The organism is Citrobacter sp. Igbk 14 (assembly GCF_028069825.1).
GTDB lineage: Bacteria > Pseudomonadota > Gammaproteobacteria > Enterobacterales > Enterobacteriaceae > Citrobacter.
Genome location: NZ_JANEWM010000007.1, coordinates 53,814 through 80,185, shown reverse-complemented (window position 1 = coordinate 80,185; position 26,372 = coordinate 53,814). Strand labels below are relative to the sequence as shown.

At 51.2% G+C, this 26,372-nt stretch carries 17 protein-coding genes; 5 read left to right on the top strand and 12 right to left on the bottom strand.

Features of this window, described 5'->3' with window-relative positions:
• Positions 1-22 precede the first annotated feature (22 nt).
• Positions 23-1,306 (bottom strand): 3-phosphoshikimate 1-carboxyvinyltransferase, encoded by a 1,284-nt coding sequence (gene aroA, locus NNN64_RS04665; protein ID WP_271440646.1) that lies wholly within the window; start codon positions 1,304-1,306, stop codon positions 23-25.
• 69 nt (positions 1,307-1,375) lie between these two features.
• Positions 1,376-2,464: a 3-phosphoserine/phosphohydroxythreonine transaminase gene (serC, locus tag NNN64_RS04660; protein WP_271440645.1), complete on the bottom strand. Its 1,089-nt coding sequence runs from the start codon at positions 2,462-2,464 to the stop codon at positions 1,376-1,378.
• Between the two features lie 445 nt (positions 2,465-2,909).
• On the opposite strand from serC, the gene ycaO reads away from it, so the two are divergent.
• The 4 genes from ycaO to pflA all read left to right on the top strand — a co-directional run bounded on the left by ycaO (position 2,910) and on the right by pflA (position 9,201).
• Entirely contained in the window at positions 2,910-4,670 is a 1,761-nt protein-coding gene (gene ycaO / locus NNN64_RS04655; RefSeq protein WP_202039025.1) for a 30S ribosomal protein S12 methylthiotransferase accessory factor YcaO, read from the top strand.
• Positions 4,671-5,075: 405 nt separating this feature from the next.
• Positions 5,076-5,933 carry a formate transporter FocA gene (gene focA, locus NNN64_RS04650; RefSeq protein ID WP_003831909.1) on the top strand — a complete coding sequence of 286 codons (858 nt, stop codon included), beginning with the start codon at positions 5,076-5,078 and terminating at the stop codon, positions 5,931-5,933.
• A 59-nt stretch (positions 5,934-5,992) separates the two neighbouring features.
• Positions 5,993-8,275 carry a formate C-acetyltransferase gene (pflB, locus tag NNN64_RS04645; protein ID WP_137382814.1) on the top strand — a complete coding sequence of 761 codons (2,283 nt, stop codon included), beginning with the start codon at positions 5,993-5,995 and terminating at the stop codon, positions 8,273-8,275.
• Positions 8,276-8,460: 185 nt separating this feature from the next.
• A complete protein-coding gene (pflA, locus tag NNN64_RS04640) occupies positions 8,461-9,201 on the top strand; it encodes a pyruvate formate lyase 1-activating protein (RefSeq protein ID WP_003035751.1) in 741 nt (246 codons plus the stop codon).
• Between the two features lie 43 nt (positions 9,202-9,244).
• On the opposite strand, the gene NNN64_RS04635 is transcribed toward pflA, so the two are convergent.
• The 10 genes from NNN64_RS04635 to lrp all read right to left on the bottom strand — a co-directional run bounded on the left by NNN64_RS04635 (position 9,245) and on the right by lrp (position 24,698).
• Positions 9,245-10,666 (bottom strand): amino acid permease, encoded by a 1,422-nt coding sequence (locus tag NNN64_RS04635; protein ID WP_005123567.1) that lies wholly within the window; start codon positions 10,664-10,666, stop codon positions 9,245-9,247.
• Between the two features lie 216 nt (positions 10,667-10,882).
• Positions 10,883-12,031: an MFS transporter gene (locus NNN64_RS04630; RefSeq protein ID WP_271440644.1), complete on the bottom strand. Its 1,149-nt coding sequence runs from the start codon at positions 12,029-12,031 to the stop codon at positions 10,883-10,885.
• 331 nt (positions 12,032-12,362) lie between these two features.
• Positions 12,363-13,226 carry a dimethyl sulfoxide reductase anchor subunit family protein gene (locus NNN64_RS04625; RefSeq protein ID WP_271440643.1) on the bottom strand — a complete coding sequence of 288 codons (864 nt, stop codon included), beginning with the start codon at positions 13,224-13,226 and terminating at the stop codon, positions 12,363-12,365.
• A 1-nt stretch (position 13,227) separates the two neighbouring features.
• On the bottom strand, positions 13,228-13,845 hold the full coding sequence (locus tag NNN64_RS04620; RefSeq protein WP_005123570.1) for a DMSO/selenate family reductase complex B subunit: 618 nt from the start codon (positions 13,843-13,845) through the stop codon (positions 13,228-13,230).
• A 10-nt stretch (positions 13,846-13,855) separates the two neighbouring features.
• The gene (gene dmsA, locus NNN64_RS04615; RefSeq protein WP_202039029.1) at positions 13,856-16,300 is read right to left on the bottom strand and encodes a dimethylsulfoxide reductase subunit A; all 2,445 of its coding nucleotides are present in this window, start codon (positions 16,298-16,300) and stop codon (positions 13,856-13,858) included.
• Positions 16,301-16,536: 236 nt separating this feature from the next.
• Entirely contained in the window at positions 16,537-17,829 is a 1,293-nt protein-coding gene (gene serS / locus NNN64_RS04610) for a serine--tRNA ligase (RefSeq protein ID WP_271440642.1), read from the bottom strand.
• A gap of 92 nt (positions 17,830-17,921) precedes the next feature.
• Positions 17,922-19,265 carry a replication-associated recombination protein RarA gene (gene rarA, locus NNN64_RS04605; RefSeq protein WP_271440641.1) on the bottom strand — a complete coding sequence of 448 codons (1,344 nt, stop codon included), beginning with the start codon at positions 19,263-19,265 and terminating at the stop codon, positions 17,922-17,924.
• Positions 19,266-19,275: 10 nt separating this feature from the next.
• The gene (lolA, locus tag NNN64_RS04600) at positions 19,276-19,887 is read right to left on the bottom strand and encodes an outer membrane lipoprotein chaperone LolA (RefSeq protein WP_040233939.1); all 612 of its coding nucleotides are present in this window, start codon (positions 19,885-19,887) and stop codon (positions 19,276-19,278) included.
• Between the two features lie 111 nt (positions 19,888-19,998).
• Entirely contained in the window at positions 19,999-24,069 is a 4,071-nt protein-coding gene (gene ftsK / locus NNN64_RS04595; RefSeq protein WP_271440640.1) for a DNA translocase FtsK, read from the bottom strand.
• Between the two features lie 134 nt (positions 24,070-24,203).
• On the bottom strand, positions 24,204-24,698 hold the full coding sequence (gene lrp / locus NNN64_RS04590) for a leucine-responsive transcriptional regulator Lrp (RefSeq protein ID WP_002439523.1): 495 nt from the start codon (positions 24,696-24,698) through the stop codon (positions 24,204-24,206).
• A gap of 618 nt (positions 24,699-25,316) precedes the next feature.
• Between lrp and trxB the strand changes: the two genes are divergently transcribed.
• Entirely contained in the window at positions 25,317-26,285 is a 969-nt protein-coding gene (gene trxB / locus NNN64_RS04585; RefSeq protein ID WP_005123580.1) for a thioredoxin-disulfide reductase, read from the top strand.
• The last annotated feature ends 87 nt before the right edge of the window (positions 26,286-26,372 follow it).

Sequence of the window (26,372 nt, the reverse complement as noted above, 5' to 3'; positions counted from 1 at the left end):
ACCCGAAGATGCGGCAATAAAGTCAGGCAAGTGTGCTGATACGGGCCAGTTGTTCGAAGTAATCCGGGAAGGTTTTGGCGGTACATTTCGGGTCAAGAATGGTAACCGGTGTGTCAGACAGCGCCACCAGCGAGAAACACATCGCCATACGGTGATCGTTATAGGTCGCAATATCCGCAAACTGCAGCTTAACCGGCGGAGTGATACGGATAAAATCATGCCCCTCTTCAACTTCCGCACCCACTTTCCGTAGCTCGGTTGCCATAGCAAACAGACGGTCAGTCTCTTTGACACGCCAGTTGTAAATGTTCCGTAAAGTCGTTGTGCCCTTTGCAAACAGCGCAGCGGTCGCAATGGTCATTGCCGCATCAGGAATATGATTCATATCCATATCAACAGCGTTCAACTCACCGCGAGTACAGGCAATAAAATCATCACCCCATGTCACGGTCGCGCCCATTTTTTCCAGCACATCGGCAAAGCGAATATCACCCTGCATACTATGACGCCCAATTCCGGTAACCTTCACCGTACCGCCTTTGATCGCGCCGGCCGCGAGAAAGTACGAGGCCGATGAAGCATCGCCTTCTACCAGATAAGCGCCCGGAGACTGGTACTGTTGGTTGCCCTGTACGACAAAACGCTGGTAGTTCTGGTTTTCAATGTCAACACCAAACGTTTTCATCAGGTTCAGCGTGATGTCGATGTACGGTTTTGACACCAGATCGCCTTTAATCGCGATCGTCGTATCCTGCGGTGCCAGCGGTGCCGTCATCAGCAGCGCGGTCAGGAACTGGCTGGAAACGCTGCCGTCTACCTCAACCTGTCCTCCGTCGAAGCCACCACGCAGACGTAAAGGCGGATAGTTTTCCTGCTCCAGGTATTCAATATTCGCTCCGCCCTGGCGCAGCGCATCAACCAGATGGCCAATCGGGCGCTCTTTCATGCGCGGTTCACCCGTCAACACGATATCATTGCTGCCCAGGCACAGAGCGGCGGCCAGCGGGCGCATTGCGGTTCCGGCGTTACCAAGGAACAGCTCTACAGCACCTTCGGCATGCAGCGGACCACCATTCCCCGTAATTTCACAGCGGGTACGATCGGCCGAAAGGGTATAGCTAATCCCCAACGCATTCAGCGCATTCAGCATATGGCGGACATCATCACTGTCCAGCAGGTTTGTCAGGACAGTGGTGCCATTTGCTAATGCAGCCAGCAGCAAAGCGCGGTTAGAAACACTTTTGGATCCAGGCAGATTGATGGTGCCATCCACCCGCGCAATGGGTTGTAACGTCAGGGATTCCATGAAACTCAACTCTCAAAAACAGACATAAAAACCCCACAGGCTGGCTGTGGGGATGAAAAGTACAGCAGATTAGCCGCGGCGACGCTCGAAATCGACCATGAAATCGGTCAGTGCTTTTACGCCTTCCAGCGGCATAGCGTTATAGATTGAAGCCCGCATTCCGCCAACCACACGGTGTCCCTTCAGTGCATGCAGACCCGCAGCAAACGACTCTTCCAGGAAGAGTTTATCGAGCGCGCTGTCAGCCAACTGGAACGGTACGTTCATGCGTGAACGGTTCGACTTCGCCACATCGTTGCGGTAGAAATCGCTGTTATCAATCACGCCGTACAGCAGTTCTGCTTTTTGCTGGTTAATTTTATCCATTGCACTGACACCGCCCTGTTTTTTCAGCCATTTAAAGACCAGGCCTGACAGATACCAGGCAAAGGTCGGTGGCGTGTTAAACATGGAGTCGTTGTCATTCAGTACGGTATAGTCAAGGATCGACGGGCAAGACACGTGGGCTTTACCCAGTAAATCTTCACGTACGATGACAATGGTCAGCCCCGCAGGGCCAATATTTTTCTGCGCACCCGCGTAGATAACGCCATAGCGGCTAACATCAAGCGGCGCGGAAAGAATGGTAGAAGACAGATCCGCCGTGACGACCACATTGCTGGCAAAATTCGGCGTTTCATCAATCGCGATACCGTCGATGGTTTCGTTCGGGCAATAGTGCAGATATGCCGCGTTGTCAGAAAGCTGCCATTCGCTCATCGGCTTAACAGCGCGCAGGCCATCAACGGTGACTTTGGCATCAATAACGTTTGGCGTGCAGTATTTTTTCGCTTCTTTAATCGCACTGGCAGCCCAGTAACCGGCATCAACGTAATCCGCCGACGTTTTATCACCCAGAATATTTAACGGAATACCCGCAAACTGTCCACGGCCACCGCCATGACAGAACAACACTTTATAGTTGGAGGGAATACTGAGAAGATCGCGAAAATCCTGCTCCGCTTCCTCTGCAACCTGGATGAACTCTTTGCCTCGGTGGCTAATTTCCATCACCGACGTGCCAAGACCGTTCCAGTCACAAAGATCCTGTTGAGCCAGTTTAAGTACTTCCGCCGGAAGCATTGCCGGACCTGAACTAAAATTGAAGACCTGAGCCATTTCCCCTCACCACGTTGTGTTGTTATCCAATCAACATCCTGTCGTTTACGATAATTCCTGTGACAGACATTGGGTATAAGTTATTCCTGTGGATATCGGTTTTATCATTCAGTGACACGCGCCGCAATGGGTAAAACCGACCAGGACAAAAATGAGCGATACGTCACACAACAGAATCTATCGGATTGACGGATAAAAACCGAGATTTTCGCTATCAGGAGGCGCGTTTTGCCCAACCGACCTGCGACCATTCTGGTTTTGCATAGCGCAGAGATATATAAAGAAAGAAGCCCCCTACCCGTCAGCAGATAGTCCGCAGACACTCGACTGAACACGCTACGGTGTGAATCAAAGGCTTTATTTACGCCGAGGCTCCGGCGGCGATAGCGCCATTCATTGAAAACCCGTATCATTGCGCGCTTTCCGTACGACAAAAGTGATTTTCATGACGCAAACATTTATCCCCGGCAAAGATGCCGCACTGGAAGATTCCATCGCTCGCTTCCAGCAAAAATTACTCGACCTCGGTTTTCAAATTGAAGAAGCCTCATGGTTGAATCCCGTTCCTAACGTCTGGTCTGTACATATTCGCGACAAAGAATGCGCGCTGTGCTTTACCAACGGTAAAGGTGCGACGAAAAAAGCGGCGCTGGCTTCCGCACTGGGCGAATATTTTGAGCGTCTGTCCACGAATTACTTCTTTGCAGATTTCTGGCTGGGCGAAACCATCGCTAACGGCCCGTTCGTACATTACCCGAACGAAAAATGGTTCCCACTGACTGAAGATGATGACGTACCTGAAGGTTTGCTGGATGCGCGTCTGCGTGCATTCTACGATCCAGACAATGAACTGACCGGTAGCATGCTTATCGATCTGCAATCCGGCAATGAAGAACGCGGCGTTTGCGGCCTGCCGTTTACCCGTCAGTCAGATAATCAGACCGTTTACATTCCGATGAACATTATCGGTAACCTGTACGTATCTAACGGTATGTCTGCGGGTAACACACCGAATGAAGCCCGCGTTCAGGGGCTGTCTGAAGTTTTTGAGCGCTATGTGAAGAACCGCATTATCGCGGAAAGCATCAGCCTGCCGGAAATTCCGGCCGAAGTGATGGCGCGTTACCCGGCAGTCGTTGAATCCATTGCAAAGCTGGAGGCCGAAGGATTTCCAATCTTCGCGTACGACGGCTCGCTGGGCGGCAAATACCCGGTTATCTGCGTTGTACTGTTCAACCCGGCTAACGGTACCTGTTTTGCCTCTTTCGGTGCGCACCCGGATTTCGGTGTTGCACTGGAGCGTACCGTCACTGAGCTGTTGCAGGGCCGTGGTCTGAAAGATCTTGACGTCTTCACTCCCCCAACCTTCGACGATGAAGAAGTGGCTGAGCACACTAACCTCGAAACGCACTTCATCGACTCCAGCGGTCTGATCTCCTGGGATCTGTTCAAGCAGGATGCCGATTACCCGTTCGTTGACTGGAATTTCTCCGGTACAACGGAAGAAGAGTTTGCAACCCTGATGGCCATCTTCAAAGCGGAAGATAAAGAAGTCTACATCGCCGACTACGAGCATCTGAGCGTTTACGCTTGCCGCATTATCGTCCCGGGCATGTCTGACATCTACCCAGCAGAAGATTTGTGGTTAGCCAACAACAGCATGGGGGCGCACCTGCGTGAGACCATTCTCTCTCTGCCTGGTAGCGAATGGGAAAAAGAAGACTACCTCAACCTGCTCGCACAGCTGGATGAAGAAGGATTTGACGACTTCACTCGCGTACGTGAGCTGCTGGGTTTGGCGACCGGTGCGGATAATGGCTGGTATACCCTGCGCATTGGCGAGCTCAAAGTAATGCTGGCTCTAGCGGGGGGTGACCTTGAGCAGGCACTGATCTGGACGGAATGGACAATGGAATTTAACGCATCCGTCTTTAGTGCTGAACGCGCAAACTATTACCGTTGCCTGCAAACTCTGCTGCTGTTGTCACAGGAAGAGGACCGCCAGCCGCTGCAGTATCTTAACGCATTTGTTCGTATGTACGGTGCAGAGGCAGTGGAAGCAGCAAGTGCAGCAATGAGCGGAGAAGCGCCATTCTACGGATTACAAACGGTTGATAGCGATCTGCAGGCTTTCCCGGCACATCAGTCTCTGCTGAAAGCCTATGAGAAGCTGCAACGCGCGAAAGCAGCACACTGGTCAAAATAGTGGCAAACAGCCCGCGTTGAGTAGGCTAAACGTATTGTCTGGGCTATATTACGGGGCGCTTTAAGCGCCCTGTTTTTTTTATTTTTGTCTACTCAAAAATAAATGTAAAAGCAAGGTTAAATATTAGTAGTTGATATTAAAAATTTTGGTTTATTAATGTCGCCATTTATCTCAATTACTCCATTTTAATTAACCGTCCAACTGGAGGCATAAAGAAAAAATTCAACTCACTTTATAATTTTTAAAATTTATTTTTATATGGATAATCAATAAGTTACACCGTAATCGCATAAAAACCATGCGTCTTGCGGGCCTATAAGCCAGGCGAGATATGATCTATATCAAATTCTCATCTATAATGCTTTGTTAGTATCTCGTCGCCGACTTAATAAAGAGAGAGTTAGTGTGAAAGCTGACAACCCTTTTGATCTTATACTTCCTGCTGCTATGGCCAAAGTTGCCGAAGAAGCAGGCGTCTATAAAGCAACGAAACATCCGCTTAAGACGTTCTATCTGGCAATTACTGCCGGTGTGTTCATTTCAATTGCCTTTGTTTTCTATATCACTGCCACTACCGGTACCGGCACAATGCCTTTCGGCATGGCAAAGTTGGTGGGTGGTATCTGCTTTTCCCTGGGGCTGATTCTTTGCGTTGTCTGCGGCGCTGATCTCTTCACTTCAACTGTACTGATTGTCGTCGCTAAAGCCAGTGGTCGTATTACCTGGGGTCAGTTAGCGAAGAACTGGCTTAACGTTTATGTCGGTAACCTGATTGGTGCGCTGATCTTTGTGTTACTCATGTGGCTTTCTGGCGAGTATATGACCGCCAACGGCGCGTGGGGACTCAACGTCCTGCAAACTGCCGACCACAAAGTGCACCATACTTTTGTTGAAGCTGTAAGCCTTGGTATTCTGGCTAACCTAATGGTGTGTCTGGCCGTCTGGATGAGCTACTCTGGCCGCAGCCTGATGGACAAAGCGTTTATCATGGTATTACCGGTCGCAATGTTTGTTGCCAGCGGTTTTGAGCACAGTATCGCAAACATGTTTATGATCCCTATGGGTATCGTAATACGCGATTTCGCCACCCCGGAATTCTGGACCGCTGTCGGTTCTTCTCCGGAGAATTTTTCTCACCTGACCGTGATGAATTTCATCACCGATAACCTGATTCCGGTTACGATCGGTAACATTATCGGCGGCGGTTTGTTGGTCGGGTTGACATACTGGGTCATTTACCTGCGTGGTAACGATCATCATTAATCTGTTGATGCTCATTGCACGTAGTAAATAAAAAATCCACTTAAGAAGGTAGGTGTTACATGTCCGAGCTTAATGAAAAGTTAGCCACAGCCTGGGAAGGTTTTACCAAAGGTGATTGGCAGAATGAAGTAAACGTCCGTGACTTCATTCAGAAAAACTACACTCCGTATGAGGGTGACGAGTCCTTCCTGGCTGGCGCAACTGAAGCGACCACTGCACTGTGGGACAGCGTAATGGAAGGCGTTAAACAGGAAAACCGCACTCACGCGCCTGTTGACTTTGACACCTCCGTTGCTTCTACCATCACTTCTCACGACGCTGGCTACATCAACAAAGCGCTCGAGAAAATTGTTGGTCTGCAGACTGAAGCTCCGCTGAAACGTGCGATTATCCCGTTTGGCGGTATCAAAATGGTTGAAGGTTCCTGCAAAGCGTACAATCGCGAACTGGACCCGATGCTGAAAAAAATCTTCACCGAATACCGTAAAACCCACAACCAGGGTGTATTCGATGTTTATACCAAAGACATTCTGAACTGCCGTAAATCCGGTGTTCTGACTGGTCTGCCAGATGCGTATGGCCGTGGTCGTATCATCGGTGACTACCGTCGCGTTGCGCTGTACGGTATCGACTACCTGATGAAAGACAAATACGCTCAGTTCGTCTCTCTGCAATCAGACCTGGAAAATGGCGTAAACCTGGAAGCGACTATCCGTCTGCGTGAAGAAATCGCTGAACAGCACCGCGCTCTGGGTCAGATCAAAGAAATGGCGGCTAAATATGGCTGCGATATCTCTGGTCCGGCTACCAACGCTCAGGAAGCTATCCAGTGGACTTACTTCGGTTACCTGGCCGCTGTTAAATCTCAGAACGGTGCAGCAATGTCCTTCGGTCGCGTATCCACCTTCCTGGATGCTTACATCGAACGTGATATCAAAGCTGGCAAAATCACCGAGCAAGACGCTCAGGAAATGATTGACCACCTGGTCATGAAACTGCGTATGGTTCGTTTCCTGCGTACTCCTGAATATGATGAACTGTTCTCCGGTGACCCGATTTGGGCAACTGAATCTATCGGTGGTATGGGCGTTGACGGCCGTACTCTGGTTACCAAAAACAGCTTCCGCTTCCTGAACACCCTGTACACCATGGGTCCTTCTCCGGAGCCGAACATCACTGTTCTGTGGTCTGAAAAACTGCCTCTGAACTTCAAGAAATTCGCCGCTAAAGTGTCCATCGACACCTCTTCTCTGCAGTACGAGAACGATGACCTGATGCGTCCGGACTTCAACAACGACGACTACGCTATCGCTTGCTGCGTAAGCCCAATGGTTGTTGGTAAACAAATGCAGTTCTTCGGTGCGCGTGCAAACCTGGCGAAAACCATGCTGTACGCAATCAACGGCGGCGTTGATGAAAAACTGAAAATGCAGGTTGGTCCTAAATCTGAACCGATCAAAGGCGACGTTCTGAACTTCGACGAAGTTATGGACCGCATGGATCACTTCATGGACTGGCTGGCTAAACAGTACGTCACTGCACTGAACGTTATCCACTACATGCACGACAAGTACAGCTACGAAGCCTCTCTGATGGCGCTGCACGACCGTGACGTTATCCGCACCATGGCGTGTGGTATCGCTGGTCTGTCCGTTGCTGCTGACTCCCTGTCTGCAATCAAATATGCGAAAGTTAAACCGATTCGTGACGAAGACGGCCTGGCTGTTGACTTCGAAATCGAAGGCGAATACCCGCAGTTCGGTAACAACGACTCTCGCGTAGATGACATGGCGGTTGACCTGGTAGAACGTTTCATGAAGAAAATTCAGAAACTGACTACTTACCGTAACGCTATCCCGACTCAGTCTGTTCTGACCATCACTTCTAACGTTGTGTATGGTAAGAAAACTGGTAACACCCCAGATGGTCGTCGTGCAGGCGCGCCGTTCGGACCGGGTGCTAACCCAATGCACGGCCGTGACCAGAAAGGTGCTGTTGCCTCTCTGACCTCCGTTGCTAAACTGCCGTTTGCTTACGCGAAAGATGGTATCTCTTACACCTTCTCTATCGTTCCGAACGCACTGGGTAAAGACGACGAAGTTCGTAAGACCAACCTGGCTGGTCTGATGGATGGTTACTTCCACCATGAAGCGTCCATCGAAGGCGGTCAGCACCTGAACGTGAACGTCATGAACCGTGAAATGCTGCTGGATGCGATGGAACATCCGGAAAAATATCCGCAGCTGACCATCCGTGTTTCTGGCTACGCAGTACGTTTTAACTCCCTGACTAAAGAACAGCAGCAGGACGTTATTACTCGTACCTTCACTCAGACCATGTAATTGGTTTTGACTGAAATCGTACTTTAAAAAGCGTACAATAAAGGCTCCACGTAAGTGGGGCCTTTTTAATAGCCTGCTTTGTCAGCCATCTATACTTATGGATAGCAGCCAAAACAGACTCGACACAGTTAATAACTGTGCACTAACACTGGCCCCGGATGGGCCACACCTGGAGAAACACCGCAATGTCAGTTATTGGTCGCATTCACTCCTTTGAATCCTGTGGCACTGTTGATGGCCCAGGCATCCGCTTTATTACCTTCTTCCAGGGCTGCCTGATGCGCTGCCTGTACTGCCACAACCGTGACACATGGGATACGCACGGCGGTAAAGAAGTCACCGTCGATGAATTAATGAAAGAAGTCGTGACCTATCGTCACTTTATGAACGCATCCGGTGGTGGCGTAACGGCATCCGGCGGAGAGGCCATTCTGCAAGCTGAATTCGTCCGTGACTGGTTCCGTGCCTGTAAGAAAGAAGGTATTCATACCTGTCTTGATACTAACGGTTTTGTTCGCCGCTACGACCCGGTGATTGATGAGTTGCTGGAAGTGACCGATCTGGTGATGCTCGATCTGAAACAGATGAACGACGAGATCCACCAGAACCTGGTCGGTGTATCTAACCATCGCACACTGGAGTTTGCCCGCTACCTGTCCAACAAAGATATCAAAGTGTGGATCCGCTATGTTGTCGTACCTGGCTGGTCCGATGATGATGATTCAGCGCACCGTTTGGGCGAATTTACCCGCGATATGGGCAATGTCGAAAAAATTGAGCTGCTGCCATACCACGAGTTGGGTAAACACAAATGGGTGGCGATGGGTGAAGAATACAAACTGGATGGTGTGAAGCCACCGAAAAAAGAGACCATGGAGCGCGTCAAAGGCATCCTTGAGCAGTATGGTCACAAAGTGATGTACTAAGTCTTGTGGTGGGTAACAGACCTGTTACCCACCACATTTCCCCTTAACGCCCTCTTCTTGCCAGCAGCGGGAAAATCAATCCCAGTCCAACCAATACAAACGGCGTCACAATGTTCAGTGTGAGCTGGAACGTCCACTCTGGAGTAAAGGCTTCCATTTTCGGAAAGATCCCCGTAAGGCAGGCAAACGCAGTAAACGCAAAACACCAAATTCCCACCGTCATCGCCAGCGAGCGGTTACGAATGAAAACATATTCCGGTTTATATTTCTGCGCCAGACGAATAACGGCAATAAATGCCACAAACACCCACAGATAGCGCAGAGGCATCACTACTGAATTCAGATTCAGCAACCATTTATACAAATTGTTCATGTCACCGATACCCAGCGTTGGCAACATAATCAAAATGGCCACCAGCACCAGCGTCAGAATATAGCCATTCACCGGTGTACCAGAGGCATTGGTTTTACACAGGCTTTCAGGAATATATTTGCGATCGGCATCGCCCAGTAAAACTTTAAGCGGCGCATCAATAGAAAACACCAAAGCCGCAATTTGACCTAACGTGTTGGCAACTGCATAAATAACCATCAATGTGTTACCCATGCCGTAATACTCCCCGAGCTTCTGGAAAGCGTAATACTGGCCATTAGTCATTAAGTCATCAGGAATATGCTGAGAGTCAAACATCATCCCCATTGCCAGAGACCCCAGGATCGCACACACCGCCACCATAACCGCCAGAACTAACATCCCTTTCGGGAACTCTTTGCCAGGGTTACGCGTCTGGTTAACGTATGGAGAGATTTTCTCCGCGCCACCGACTGCAAAGACCAGCATCGAGATTGTTGTGATATAGGTAAAATCGATATGCGGGATAAAAGATTCCCAGGTGATATTGGTTGTGGCGATCTGCACATCAGTAATCGCCGGAGCAGTGACGGCCATTACGACATACAGAATGGACATCACAAACATCGCGATCCCCGCAACCGACCCAACGATTTTAAGCGATTTCATGCCACGGGATGCAACCCACATGAAAAAGACAAACAGCGCTAACGTCAGCCCCTGCAACGCCACCACGGTGTACTCTTTAATCAGAGAGCCATCACCTTTCAGCGCCCACCCCAGAGCAATCAGAATAGCCTGTGGCTTTTGCGCCAGATAAGGGATATGCACCACCCAATAGGTCCACGCTGCGAGATAAGCCAGTCCCGGTCCCATTGTGTGTTTAATCCATGTACTCACCCCGCCTTTACCGTCTTTAAACGTGGAGCCAAGTTGTCCGACAATCAGTGCATAAGGGATAAAATAGAGGGCGAAAATAAATATCCATGAAGAGACAACCACTAATCCCTGATTAGCATAGTTGTTTACAACATTGCCGAATCCCCATACGGTAATAAAAGACATCAATGCGATGTTGTACCACCGCAATTGTTTTTCCTGCACACTTGCCATTGGCGATCCTTCGTAGACGCTATTTTTGATAATCAATAAATGAAGCGAGGGATTATGCGCGGTAAAATGGACAAGCGGAAACGGCAGAATGTAAAACTATAATCTTCTGCACATTTTATTTTCAGTAAAGAATAGCGATAATCAAATAAAACAGATTCCCATAAAGTATACATAAACAGCATGTATGGGAACCTGTTTTTATCCTGTTAAATCAGCTCAGATATGCGCCACAGAATTCGGGGTATGCCCTGTCTTACGCAGCAGCATCAGTAAATAAATAAACGATACGCTGGCAATCATGATAAACAGTAAACTGTCAGAATAATTTTGCATCAGCATTGCGGTAAATGACGGCCCAAGCAGGCTACCCACGGTATAGCTTAATAATAATGCCTGGTTCATAGCGACCAACTGATGATGTTCTACTTTCTCGCAGGCCCAGGCCATCGCAACCGGATAAAGAGTGAAACCTGCCGCGCCCAGCATAAACAATGCAGGTGCCATCGCCGCCTGATTTAGCATAGCGATACTCCCGACGATCACCACAAAGACCTGGACGCGCAAAACCAGCAGACGACCTAACTTATCGGCCAAACGACCAATTGGCCATTGTCCCAGAATACCTGCACTGACCAGTACCGCCATCCAGAAACCAATGCTGGCATTGCTGACCCCCTGATGGTTGAGATACAGCGGCATCAGGCCATACAACGACCCCAGTACAATCCCGGAGATAATGCAGCCATTCACACCCAGACGGGCCTGGCGAAGCTTCAGCATAGAGACAATGGGGGTAGACTGTTGTTCATCACCCTGCTGGTTCACAATGCGGGTAAAGAGCAGCGGTAATACTCCGGCCAGGATCGTGCCGGTCACCCACGGCAGAACATTCATTAATTCTGTCGAGACTTTACTGACCAATAATTGTCCTAAAAACGTCCCCACGTAATAGACCATCATATAGGCGGCAAGTAAGCGTCCACGGTTACGCGACGTCCCGCTGCACATCAACGCACTTTCCACTACCACCCAGATCATGGCACAACCGATGCCCGCAATAAAACGCCAGGTCATCCAGCTCCAAAAACCGACCATGATGCCCAGTCCGACACAGCCCGCGGCAAAAATAAGCGAAGCGATGTAATAGCTGCGGTTAAAACCGAGGTGTTTAATTAAGTACCCGGTCAGTAACGTCCCAACCAGATTTCCGGTGAAATAAGACGAACTAACCACTCCTACCTGCCAGGTTGGCAGATTTTCATGGGCGAGCCAAAGCGGAACGAGCGTGTTTAACACGGCGATCGCCAGGGTCAGCAGAAGCAGCCCGCACAGCAATAGCATGACGGGACGGGTATAGGTGGACATGAATAAAAACCGTGAGGAAGTTCAAATTTCATGCGCATCATGCCACTGCAAAAAACATTGTCAATCGGCGCAATCAGGGACCTGAGGCACTTTCAGAGGGATCGATTCGTATTACTGATTCTTAACGCGGATTGATAAAAAATGGGAAAATACATCTATTTGTTTTAATTGATCTAAAACAAAATTGCCCCGTTGCGTTCAGTCGAAAAAATTCATGGATAATCGGCATCTTTTATTTGCAAGATGACCTTATTAACGCCTTATCCGACCTACACGTTCAGTACTGTAATGTGTAGGCCGGACAAGCGCGATGCCATTCGGCATTTTCAGGTTAGCTGGCGACCGCCATGCCGACGGTCATATGCAGACCATAGAACACGCCGCGGCCAATCAACTCACCGACTAACAGCAGAATAAACGCGACGGAAAGCAGCGGTATTGCCGGCTGGTAGCCTTTCACCTGCGGAATAATCCAGCAGCACAACGCTAAAGCCAGTGCCACAATCCGCCATGCCATCAGCGAACCGTAATCGGGCACCAGCGCAGATGCCTGCTGAATAGAACTGTGGATTGTCGCCAGTTCGGCCCCCTGCATCACGGACATGATGCCGCTCACGACCAGCGCAAGCACTGAAATAGCAGGCAGCAGTCGCATCGCCCAGCCGTCAATTCCGGCAACGCGTAACAGCAGATATCCCAGCAGCGGACCTCCCATGAACAACGTCAGGAAGAATCCAATCGGCGTCCAGACACTATACCAGGTAGGCACCGTATCAATAGTGTTATATACGCGCACCATCATCCAGACAAAAACTACGCCCAGCACCATGGTGAGAACTAACCACAGATTGCGTAATGCTGGCGGCATTTTTTTCAACACCGCCAGTAGCCAGCCAAGACCACCAACGGCAAAGAAGATCGAGCCGCTGGCGATTTCGTTACTCAGCGCGGAAGAGCCGACACGGTTGAGGGAGTTAAACGCCCGCATCGGTGAGCCCAGGTGAAGCATGGAAGCAATAAAACCGATGCCCATCAATACCCACAGGCCAAACATGCAGGTAATCACACGCTGCTGTGAATCAGGGCGTAAGTCCCCTTTAATCAGCGCCAGCGCCAGAACAATAAAGCCACCCACAACACACTGCCCGAAAACAGTGAAGATCATCAGCGGCCATTCATGCCATCCACTTCCCATCTTACACCTCCTTCGGATTCGCCAGATAACCCGTGGTATCCCCGGTCGGGCGGCTATTGGCATTTGGTTTGATGACGATGCTCGGTTTGGTAAAGTGCGCGCCAGGGAGCGGCGCAACCGCGGCCAGGGTGCCGTGTTTTTTACGCAGTTCCTCTATCGGGCCGAAGTCCAGCGCACGCAGCGGGCAGGATTCGACACAGATGGGTTTCTTACCCTCAGCAACGCGTTCATGACAGCCATCGCACTTGGTCATGTGTCCTTTGGCGGCATTGTATTGCGGTGCGCCATACGGGCAGGCCATGTGGCAATAGCGACAGCCAATGCACACGTCTTCATCCACGACCACAAAACCATCTTCACGTTTGTGCATCGCGCCGCTTGGACACACCTTGGTACAGGCCGGGTCTTCACAGTGGTTACACGCAATCGAGAGGTAATAGGCGAAAACGTTCTGGTGCCAGACACCGTTATCTTCCTGCCAGTCACCGCCGGCGTATTCGTAAATACGGCGGAAACTGACGTCCGGCGTTAAATTTTTGAAGTCTTTGCAGGCCAGTTCGCAAGTTTTGCAACCGGTGCAACGGCTGGAATCAATAAAAAATCCATACTGGGTTGTCATCGGTTACTCCTTACACCTTTTCAACCTGAACAAGGTTCGTATGTGATGGGTTCCCCTTAGCGAGAGGAGAAGGCCGCTGGGTCGTCAGCACGTTAATACAACCGCCCTGATCAACACGCTTCACATCCGGGTCATACCAGGCGCCCTCACCCAGTGCAACAACGCCAGGCATCATACGCGGGGTAACTTTAGCCTCGATATGCACTTCACCACGGTCGTTAAAGATACGTACCTTGTCACCGTTGTTAATACCGCGTCGTTGTGCATCCATCGGGTTAATCCACATTTCCTGGCGACAGGACGCTTTCAGAACGTCAACGTTGCCATAGGTCGAGTGGACGCGAGATTTATAGTGGAAGCCCGTTAATTGCAGAGGGAATTTTTCCACCAGTGGATCGTTTAAGCTTTCAAAGCCCGGTGTATAAATCGGTAATGGATCGATCACATCGCCTTCCGGCAGTTCCCAGGTTGCGGCAATTTCTGCCAGCGCTTGAGAATAAATTTCAATCTTGCCTGACGGCGTGGTAAGCGGATTGGCTTTGGGGTCCTCTCGAAACGCTTTATACGCCACGTGATGTCCTTCAGGATCACGCTGCTTAAAGATGCCCTGCTTACGGAACTCTTCAAATGTCGGCAGTTCCGGTATAGCCTTGCGCGACTGTTCATACAAATGACGCATCCACTCTTCCTGAGTACGGCCTTCCGTAAACTGTTGCTCGACGCCGAGGCGTTTCGCCAGCTCGCTGGTCATTTGGTAGATAGTCTTGCATTCAAAGCGTGGCTTGATTGCCTGATCGGTGAAAATCACGTAGGACATATTCCCGCAAGATGCATCCAGCGCGAAGTCCATCTGCTCAGAGGCCGTGCAGTCCGGCAGCAGAATATCGGCATATTTCGCCGAGGAGGTCATATGGCAGTCGATAACGACGATCATTTCGCACTTCTTATCATCCTGCAGGATTTCATGCGTACGGTTGATATCAGAGTGCTGGTTAATCAGGCAGTTACCGGCATAGTTCCAGATCATCTTAATCGGAACGTCGAGCTTATCCTTACCACGAACACCGTCGCGCAGCGCCGTCATTTCCGGACCACGCTCAATCGCATCCGTCCACATAAACATTGAGATGCTGGTTTCAACGGGGTTTTCCAGCGTTGGCATACGCTCAAACGGCAAATCGTATGATCCCTCACGTGCACCGCTATTGCCGCCGTTAATACCGACGTTGCCGGTCAGAATGGCCAACATAGAAATGGCACGGGTCGCAATCTCGCCGTTGGCGTGGCGCTGCGGTCCCCAGCCCTGGCTAATGTAGGCGGGTTTCGCGCTACCAATTTCACGCGCCAACTTAACAATTCGTTCAGCAGGAATACCGGTTATCTGCGCAGCCCATTCCGGGGTCTTCGCGATACCGTCTTTACCCTGACCAAGAATATACGCTTTATAGTGACCGTTCTTCGGCGCTCCCGCCGGGAGGGTTTTTTCGTCATAGCCCACGCAGTACTTATCGAGGAACGGTTGATCAACCATATTCTCGCTGATCAACACATAGGCAATACCGTTAACCAGCGCTGCATCTGTACCCGGTCGAATGGGGATCCATTCATCTTCGCGTCCCGCACCGGTATCCGTGTAGCGGGGATCGATTATGATCATGCGGGCATTAGATTTCTGCCGCGCCTGTTCAAGGTAATAGGTCACCCCACCACCGCTCATACGCGTTTCGCCAGGGTTATTACCAAACAAGACAACGAGCTTACTGTTTTCAATGTCAGACGGGCTGTTACCGTCTGCCCATCCGCCATAGGTATAGTTCAGTCCTGCCGCGATTTGCGCAGAAGAATAATCCCCATAGTGGTTCAGGTAACCGCCGCAACAGTTCATTAAACGTGCTACCAGCGTTTTACCCGGCGGCCATGAGCGCGTCATCGTGCCGCCCAGCGTACCGGTCCCATAGTTAAGATAGATAGACTCGTTACCGTAGTCTTTAATCAGACGCTGCATATTGCTGGCGATGATATCGTAGGCTTCATCCCAACTGATGCGCTCAAATTTACCTTCACCACGTTTGCCGACACGCTTCATTGGGTATTTCAGACGATCGGGATTATAAACACGACGACGCATGGACCGCCCACGCAGGCAGGCACGAACCTGATGCAAGCCGTCATAGTTATCATCGCCCGTGTTGTCGGTCTCGACATATTTGATTTCACCGTCTACGACATGCATACGCAGCGGACAACGGCTACCGCAGTTTACCGTACACGCACTCCAGATCACTTTCTCATTGACGGGTGACGGGTTGATGGCATCTGCAGCGTTTGCAATACGGGTAAATGGCAGGGTAAACGCGCTACTGGCCACTGCCAGCCCGCCTATCGCCGTCGTTTTTACCAAACTGCGACGACTCACCTCAGCTGCCAGCACGGCATCGGGGATCTTAGTTTTCATAGTGGCTCACTCTGCTGCTCACAATAAACAAAAAGGGAATGTTCGTTGTATAGTCGTTTATATATCGATACCATCGTTATACAGACCGTTATATAGCGAATTTATGCAAAGACAGAGATAAATACTGACTTTCATTCGAAGGCAGTATTACCACTAATGGAGTAAGGGTTATTGTCCGGCATCAAACGGGCGTAAAAAAAGCGCCCTGAGGCGCTTTTTTAGCAAGGAAAAATGACTTAGCCGATGAATTCCAGGCCATTCATGTACGGACGTAATACTTCCGGTACCTGAATACGGCCATCAGCTTGCTGGTAGTTTTCCATAACGGCGACCAGCGTACGTCCCACTGCCAGACCAGAACCGTTCAGCGTATGCACTAAACGTGTTTTCTTGTCAGATTTGCTACGGCAACGCGCCTGCATGCGGCGAGCCTGGAAATCCCACACGTTGGAGCAGGAGGATATTTCACGATAGGTATTCTGTGCCGGGATCCACACTTCCAGATCGTAGGTTTTGCATGCGCCGAAGCCCATGTCACCAGTACACAGGATGATCTTACGGTACGGCAGGCCCAGCAGCTGAAGTACTTTTTCAGCATGACCGGTCATCTCTTCCAGCGCGTCCATAGAATCTTCAGGACGAACAATCTGCACCATCTCAACTTTGTCGAACTGGTGCATACGGATCAGACCGCGGGTATCACGACCATAAGAACCGGCCTCAGAACGGAAGCATGGCGTATGCGCAGTCATTTTGATTGGCAACGCGTCTTCGTCAATGATTTCATCGCGTACCAGGTTGGTCAGCGGAACTTCTGCCGTCGGGATCAGCGCATAGTTGCTGCTGTCGGCTTCTTCATCCAGCGGACGCGTATGGAACAGATCACCAGCAAATTTCGGCAACTGACCGGTACCGTACAGCGTGTCATGGTTGACCAGATACGGAACGTAGTTTTCACTGTAGCCATGTTGTTCAGTATGCAGATCCAGCATGAACTGAGACAGCGCACGGTGCATACGCGCAATCTGCCCTTTCATGACAACAAAACGAGAGCCGGTCAGTTTAACCGCAGCGGCGAAATCAAGACCTGTGTGCATTTCACCCAGCGTCACGTGATCGCGCACGTCGAAATCGAATTCACGTGGGGTACCCCAGCGACTCACTTCAACGTTGTCATTCTCATCTTTACCTACCGGAACGTCGTCCGCCGGCAGGTTAGGAATGGTCAGCGCAATGTCGCGGATCTCGGCCTGTAAGGTATCAAGTTCAGCTTTCGCGGCATCCAGCTCTTCGCCCAGTTTGTTCACTTCCAGACGTAAAGACTCGATATCTTCCCCGCGCGCTTTTGCCTGGCCGATGGATTTCGATCGAGAGTTACGCTCTGCCTGCAGGTTTTCAGTTTGTACCTGCAGAACTTTACGACGCTCTTCAAGAGCGCGCAGCTTATCTACATCCAGCTTAAAGCCCCGGCTTGCCAGTTTTTCTGCGACTGCGTCTGGCTCATTACGCAGCAGATTGGGATCGAGCATGCTTATCCTGTGCTTATCGAATTAAAATAGGAGAAAGTGACCACAGCCTGCGGTCACAGGGATACATCGACAACATTACCGCAACGATAACACTAACGGTAGCGTTTTATAGGGCTATTTTGATCCTGTCCGGCGAGCCAGGCGAGCTTTTCGCCAATCTTGCCTTCAAGGCCTCTGTTTGTCGGGTGATAATAGCGCGTTTGTGCCATTTCCTGCGGGAAGTATTCTTCTCCAGCAGCGTAGGCATTTGGCTCATCATGGGCGTAGCGATATTCCTGGCCATACCCCATCTCTTTCATGAGCTTCGTCGGCGCGTTGCGCAAGTGCACCGGTACGTCGTAATCTGGGCGTTCACGGGCATCTGCCAGAGCGGCTTTAAAGGCGGTGTATACCGCATTACTTTTCGGCGCGCAGGCCAGATAGACAATCGCCTGAGCAATAGCGCGTTCACCTTCCGCAGGACCTACGCGGGTAAAACAATCCCATGCAGAAATTGCCACCTGCATAGCGCGAGGGTCGGCATTTCCCACATCTTCAGAGGCAATTGCCAAACAGCGACGGGCAACGTAGAGCGGGTCACCGCCTGCACTAATGATGCGCGCATACCAGTAAAGAGCTGCATCCGGTGCACTACCGCGAACCGACTTATGCAATGCTGAGATCAGGTCGTAAAAACGATCGCCTTTATTATCGAAACGCGCGCTACGTTCACCGGCAATCTCAGTGAGCAATTCTGGTTTCAATACGCGCTTGCCAGAATCATCAACTTCGGCCATGTCGGCCATCATTTCCAGCGTATTTAGCGCCCGCCGCGCATCACCGTTTACCAGTTCAGCAATCGCCCGACGCGTTTCGTTCGGCAAAACGATATCCTGGCCGCCATAACCTCGCGCTTTATCTGACATCGCCTGATCCAGCACCTGCTCGATATCTTCAGTGGTCAATGATTTCAGTAAATAAACGCGTGCGCGCGACAGCAGTGCCGAGTTCAGCTCAAACGAGGGATTTTCGGTGGTCGCCCCAATAAACGTAATCGTGCCGTCTTCAATATGCGGAAGAAAAGCGTCCTGCTGGCTTTTATTAAAGCGGTGAACTTCGTCCACGAACAGTATTGTGCGTCGGCCAGCATTACGGTTCTGACGCGCACGTTCAATCGCTTCGCGAATTTCCTTCACACCCGAGGTGACGGCTGAAATACGTTCAACATCAGCGTTCGCATAACGGGCAATGACTTCGGCAAGCGTGGTTTTTCCCGTTCCTGGCGGCCCCCATAAAATCATGGAATGCAGGTGTCCGGCCTCGATGGCGCGCGGCAAGGGCTTACCCGCAGCCAGCAGATGTTGCTGGCCGATATACTGCGCTAAATTTTCTGGCCGCATACGCGCGGCCAGGGGTTGAAAGGTATTATCAGAAAAATCGAGCGACAGGTTGCCCACTCACGCGCCTCTACTTACGTTGATCGTCTACCGTTACGCCTTGTGGCGGGGTAAAGGTGAATTTTGATGGTTCGATCGCGCCATTCTGCTGCGATTTCAACTGGTAGCTACTACGCTGATCGTCCTGTTCAACAGCGCTAAACTGATGAATTGTTCCATCGCGTCCAACATTGATGGTGAACTGCTTCAGGTTGCCGCTGCTGGTTTTGGGCGTCAGCACAAAATCATCGCCGTTTTGCTTAATATTGTACTGCTGCCAGTCGCTTGACTGGTTACGCGCAATCAGCATAAACGGCGTGTTACCCGTGGCATCTTTCAGCCAGGTCGCCGTCGCCTGCTCAACAAACGGGTTGAAGAACCACAGTGTTTTACCATCAGAGACCAGAATGCTTTCGTCAGGCTGTGTCATATGCCAGTTAAACAGATTCGGACGTTTAACCCATAAATCACCCTGGCCTTCCTGCACCGCTGCGCCGCTACCATCCGTTACCTTCTGGGTAAAACTGGCGTGGAAGCTGCTGACTTTATCCAGACGGCTTTTCAGGTCGCTGGCGGCGTCAGCCCAAACGCTGCTCACCACAAAGCTCGACAATAATGCACAGGTGATTGCGATTCTTTTCATCGTTATTCCTCAAAATACGTCACTCCCAACGGGGAGCTCCTTCTGCTATCCATTTCAGGCCAAAAATCAGCATGAGGAAAGTAGAAAATACTGAATTACTTAACTTTGCAATCAATCAAAGGGCGGTGGGGCCAACACTTCACGATTGCCATTATGTCCCTGCTCGCTGACAATTCCCTGCGCTTCCATCTGTTCGATGATGCGCGCCGCACGGTTATAACCAATGCGGAACTGGCGCTGGACGCCGGAGATGGAAGCTTTGCGTTTCTGGGTAACAAAATTCACCGCCTGATCGAACAACGGATCCAGTTCTTCCCCACCGTCAAAACCACCGCCGCCACCTTCACTTTCGGTGTCCGAGGTGATGCCTTCCACGTACTGTGGACGGCCACGCGCTTTCCAGTCCTGGACGACCGCGTGAACCTCTTCATCGCGCACAAAGGCACCATGTACACGCACCGGAATCGTTGAGTTTGGTGCAGAATAGAGCATATCGCCCATGCCCAACAGGGATTCAGCGCCACCCTGATCAAGAATGGTACGAGAGTCAATTTTGCTCGAGACAGTAAACGCTATACGCGTCGGGATATTTGCTTTGATAAGCCCAGTGATAACGTCAACTGACGGACGCTGGGTTGCCAGCACCAGGTGGATACCTGCCGCACGCGCTTTTTGCGCCAGACGGGCGATCAGTTCTTCCACTTTTTTACCGACAGTCATCATCAGATCAGCAAATTCATCGACCAGAACCACAATATACGGCTCTTTTTTCAGTACCGGATGAGTGACATCCATGCTATCGCCTGGTTTCCAGTACGGATCCGGGATTGGACGTCCCATACGATCTGCTTCCGCAATCTTCTCGTTGTAGCCCGCAAGGTTACGCACACCCAGCGCTGACATCAGCTTATAGCGGCGTTCCATTTCATTAACGCTCCAGCGCAAGGCATTGGCTGCGTCTTTCATATCCGTAACAACTTCAGTCAACAGATGCGGGATACCTTCATAAACCGACAGCTCGAGCATTTTCGGGTCGATCATGATAAAGCGAACATCTTCCGGCTGCGCCTTGTAGAGCATGCTGAGGATCATGGCGTTGACCCCAACAGATTTACCTGACCCCGTAGTACCTGCCACCAACAGATGCGGCATCTTCGCCAAATCGGCAGTCACAGGTTCACCAGCAATGTCCTTGCCGAGAACGACAGTAAGCGGTGACGGATTATCACGGAATTTCGCGTTATCCAGTACTTCACGCAGATAGACGGTCTGGCGTTTTTTGTTCGGTAATTCCAGTCCGACATACGGTTTACCTGGAATAACCTCCACTACACGAACTGCCGCAGTGGATAGCGAGCGCGCCAGATCTCGGGAGAGGTTAGAAATACGCGCAGCTTTAACACCCGGTGCCAGATTTAACTCAAAACGGGTAATGACCGGTCCGGGCGAGTAGTTCACCACATCGGCTTTAATACGGAAATCGGCCAGACGCGCTTCCACCAGACGCGCCATTTGCTCCAGCGCGAATGTATCTATTGGCTCAACTTCCTCCGGTGGTGGGGTGAGCAAATCCAGCGATGGCAGCAGCGTCGTCGGACGCTGTACAGGGCGGCTGTCGCCATTACGCATCAATAACGGATGGATCAGGCTTTCCTGCGGCGGTGGTGTGACAGGCTGCGATGGCTGCTGATAGTGCTGCTGCGGAGCGACAGGCTGTGGCGGCTGCTGATAATGCTGCTGCGGTGCAACAGGCTGTGGCGGCTGCTGATAATGCTGCTGCGGTGCGACAGGCTGTGGCGGCTGCTGGTAATGCTGCTGCGGTGCAACAGGCTGCGGCGGCTGCTGATAATGCTGTTGCGGTGTAACAGGCTGTGGCGGCTGCTGATAATGCTGTTGCGGTGTAACAGGCTGTGGCGGCTGCTGATAATGCTGCTGCGGTGCGACAGGCTGTTGATACTGTGGCGCAGGTTCCGGCATCACGCTGGGCGTAAACAGCGGCTCATGCGGACCTTCATCCACTAACGCTTTCATTGGTGAGAATTCAAAATCATCAAGCGAGAATGGATTCGCCCCGGCAGGCTGCGCGCCGGAATAACGTTGCTGTTGGGAAGATGCGAACTGACGCGCCAGTTCAGCTTCTGCTGCTGAATCTTCGTCATCAGCATGCGCTGTGTCATCCTGATACTCTTCGCCATAGCGATGCTGCTGCGACTGAGCAAATTGACGCGCCAGTTCATCCTGCTGCATGGCATCAATTTCATCGTCACTGTATTGCGCATCCGTATCAAGCTGCTCTTCGCGCGCTTTCTCTTCAGCCATACGTTGTGAAGGCAACTTAATGCCATATGAAGCTAACTCTCGGCGTGTCGGGACACGCACACGATTAGGACGTGGCAGTTGCGGGCCAATTCCCTCTTTCACCTGCGGACGCGGCGCACCACTCCCAGCAAGACTAAATACCGGTGCGGCAACGGCTGCACCGGCACCCAATGCAGCGTTTTTCGCCCCAGCAGCCAACGGCGCTGCGGCAGCCACAGACTCAACGGGAGGTATGGATGCAGCAGGCATAGACGGTGCAACGGGCTTCACCCGCTCAGGCTCTTGTACAGGTTCTGGAATCGGCTGATACCAGGCAGCTAGCTGCTCACGCTCACGCGCACGTTTTTCTTCCACTTCTTCAAAATAGTAGAGCGGTGGACGTGCTGGTTTCACCTCTTCAACGACAGGTTCAGGCTCGGCAACCGGCGGCTGTTCCACCACGGGCTGCTGATGAACCACGGGTTGTTGCTGCACGGTGTCTTGCTGATAGACAAGCTGCGGTTCAAGCGGCGCACTCTGCTGGTAAACCGGTTCTGGTTGCCAGGCGTGTTCCACCACCGGCTCAGGTGCTTGCCACGGCATTGCCGGTTGCGGCATCGTCGGCTGTTCATAGCCAGCTTCGGCAACTGGCGGTACAGAATATGGCATCTGCGGTTCAACCGGTGCGGGTTGCTGCCAGGGTTCATAAGGCTGAACCGGAGGCTGTGCGTACTGAACGGGCTGTGGGTAACCTTCCGGTGCTGGCGCGATAACCGCTTCACCGGTTTGCGGAGCCGGTGCAGATTGCCATGCCACAGCAGGAACGGGTTGTTCTAAAACGGCTCCCGGTACTGGCGCAGGTTGCAACAGCGGGTCGACTGGCGCACTCCAGGCCTGAGTTGCCGCAGTGGCCGCTGCCGCGGTGACCGGCTCAGTCACTGAATGGCCGTTTAATAGCGGGTCGAATTCATCGTATTCAGGCAATGTGGCACGGTTGCCAGAGAACAAGACATCGTTAGGATCGGCTACAACGCCACGCGCGCTGTATTCAATTTCATCCTCATCATCCATGCGCTTGCCGGAGAACAGCGCGGCATCAGTGTGACGCCCAAGTGGATTGGTAAACTTCTCTGCCAGCCGTTTACGGCGCGCTAACGCTCCGCGCAGAATACGTGCCCGTCGGGATTCATGTGGGGTGCCATCAACGGCGTCGACAGACTCTTCATCATCGTCATATTCTTCGTCATCAACCCAGGTATCATCGCGACGAGTACGATTGCTGGCAAATGTCAGGATATTCAGTAACCAGCCGCCCAGTTTCTCGGCAATGCTCACCCATGACCAGCCAGTAAACAGCGTTAAACCCGCGGCCCAGATACATAACAGCGCAAGCGTACCACCACTGCTGTGCAACAAGGGTTGCAGCGTGGTACTGAGCAGGCTGCCAATAACGCCGCCAGAGGCAAAATACCAGATGTCATCGGCATTGATTGCGGCAAGCCCGCAAGAGGTGAGGATCAGCGCCAGAACGCCAATAATACGCAGCGATACGGCGAAGTAATCGACGTATTCGTCGCTGGCCTGATGTCGCCAGGCAAACCAGCAACCGCCGACGATTATCACGGGGAGAGTGTAAGCCATGACACCAAAAATAAAGAACAGCGTATCCGCCAGCCATGCTCCGGGTATGCCGCCCAGATTATGGATAGGTTCGTGCCATGCGGTTTGCGACCAACTGGGGTCCGAAGGGTTAAAGCTGAGTAAGGCAGCCATCAACCAGACGGCAAAAAGGGCAATAAGGATCAGCAACGCTTCCAGAAGTCGGCGCCCGCTGCTTAACTTCGTCAATGTGACGTCTTTGTCTTCAGTGTATTCCTGGCTCAAAAACGGCTCTCCAGGTTTCAGGCTTTTCCTACCCGATGCTAAAACGGACAACAGCACCGGGTTACCCCGGCACTGTTGCTGTATGGATTAACAGGAGTGTAATCAAACTGCGTCGATTTTGCACCTGTTCCGTGTTAGCGCGTCTTAATTACCAGACGATTGCTCTGTTTGACTTCTTCCATTACCACGTAAGTACGTGTGTCATTCACGCCAGGCAGACGCAGCAGGGTTTCCCCCAGCAGCTTACGGTACGCCGACATATCCGGTACGCGTGTTTTCAGCAGATAGTCGAAATCACCGGAAACCAAATGACACTCTTGAATTTCTTCAAGTTTTTGTACTGCAGAGTTAAATTGCTCAAACACATCCGGGGCGCCACGATTCAGAGTAATCTCAACAAAAACCAGAAGTGATGCATCCAGATAATGCGGGTTCAACAGCGCTGTATAGCCCTGAATAAAACCCTGTCTTTCCAACCGACGCACACGCTCAAGGCAGGGCGTTGGAGAAAGTCCCACTCGTTTTGAAAGCTCGACGTTAGAAATACGCCCATCCTTTTGCAGCTCATTAAGAATGTTACGATCGATACGGTCGAGATCTTTGCCAGGGCGCTTCTTACTATCTACCATTATTATTGTCTCTCTGTATTCCTTCCCTACTCCTGCCTGACTCTACTAACATCACTGTTCAGAGTCGCTACCCATCACAATAAACCGCAACCCAGAGGGATTTACGGTGCGCAATGCCTGGGTTTATGGTGAGAAGACCGTTGCCTGTCGGCGGCTATCGACATCACGAATGGCATCTGTCCACACCATGCGTAGATTTCACTAACCCGGTAAACATGGTATCTACATGCATGATTATGCAGCATATACATGACACAGTTTTTTTCTTCCTTGAATGTTTTCGCAAAACAGCAGGTGATTGTCAAAGCAAAACATCGATTTTTAGTACAACATGCCAGTTATTCATTGGGAGTGATGGAAAATCGTCATTTTATCACCTTATAACTGACCGATTTTAAGTAGAAATCATTATACCCCCGCCATACTTCACGTTGTCTGTGCGTTGGCTTCACGCGTCCCCCCAACTCGAATGAGTTAGAGAAGTGTACGGCCCTCAATTTTGCCCATCATCGGTTTCCGCTATTACACATATTGTTAACAAAATCGCCATACTCTTTTTTTACGTCTGCAAATTCCCTACAATCCTGCCCATTGCCTACCAACAACTATGGGGATCTCATGGGCACGACCAAACACAGTAAACTTCTTATTCTGGGTTCAGGCCCTGCGGGCTATACCGCCGCCGTCTACGCTGCGCGCGCAAACCTGCAGCCGGTGCTGATTACCGGTATGGAAAAAGGCGGTCAACTGACCACCACAACAGAAGTGGAGAACTGGCCTGGCGATCCAAACGATCTCACTGGCCCACTGCTGATGGAGCGCATGCACGAGCACGCAACGAAATTTGAAACGGAGATCATCTTCGATCACATCAGTAAGGTTGATCTGCAAAACCGTCCTTTCCGTCTCACCGGAGACAGCGGCGAATACACCTGTGACGCACTGATCATCGCCACTGGCGCTTCAGCACGCTATCTGGGCTTACCTTCAGAAGAAGCCTTTAAAGGCCGCGGTGTCTCCGCCTGCGCAACCTGCGACGGTTTCTTCTATCGTAACCAAAAAGTTGCGGTGATCGGCGGCGGCAACACCGCTGTGGAAGAAGCGTTATACCTGGCGAATATCGCCTCCGAAGTTCACTTGATTCACCGCCGCGACAGTTTCCGTGCCGAGAAAATCCTCATCAAACGTTTGATGGATAAAGTTGAAAACGGCAACATCGTGCTGCACACGCATCGCACACTGGAAGAGGTGACTGGCGATCAAATGGGTGTAACCGGATTGCGTCTGCGCGATACGCAAAATACTGACAACGTTGAATCTCTCGACGTCGCCGGATTGTTTGTCGCCATCGGCCACAGCCCGAACACGGCTATTTTCGATGGTCAACTTGAACTGGAAAACGGCTATATCAAAGTTCAGTCCGGTATTCACGGCAATGCGACACAAACCAGCATTCCTGGTGTGTTCGCTGCCGGTGACGTGATGGACCATATTTATCGTCAGGCGATTACCTCAGCTGGCACAGGTTGTATGGCCGCCCTGGACGCTGAACGTTATCTCGACGGTCTGGCGGACGCCTGCAAATAGTTTTTACAAATCAGTAACAAAAGTAAAAAAGGCGACTATAAGTCGCCTTTATTTTTGCCCCGTTGTAACATTGTCCTGCCCAAAAAT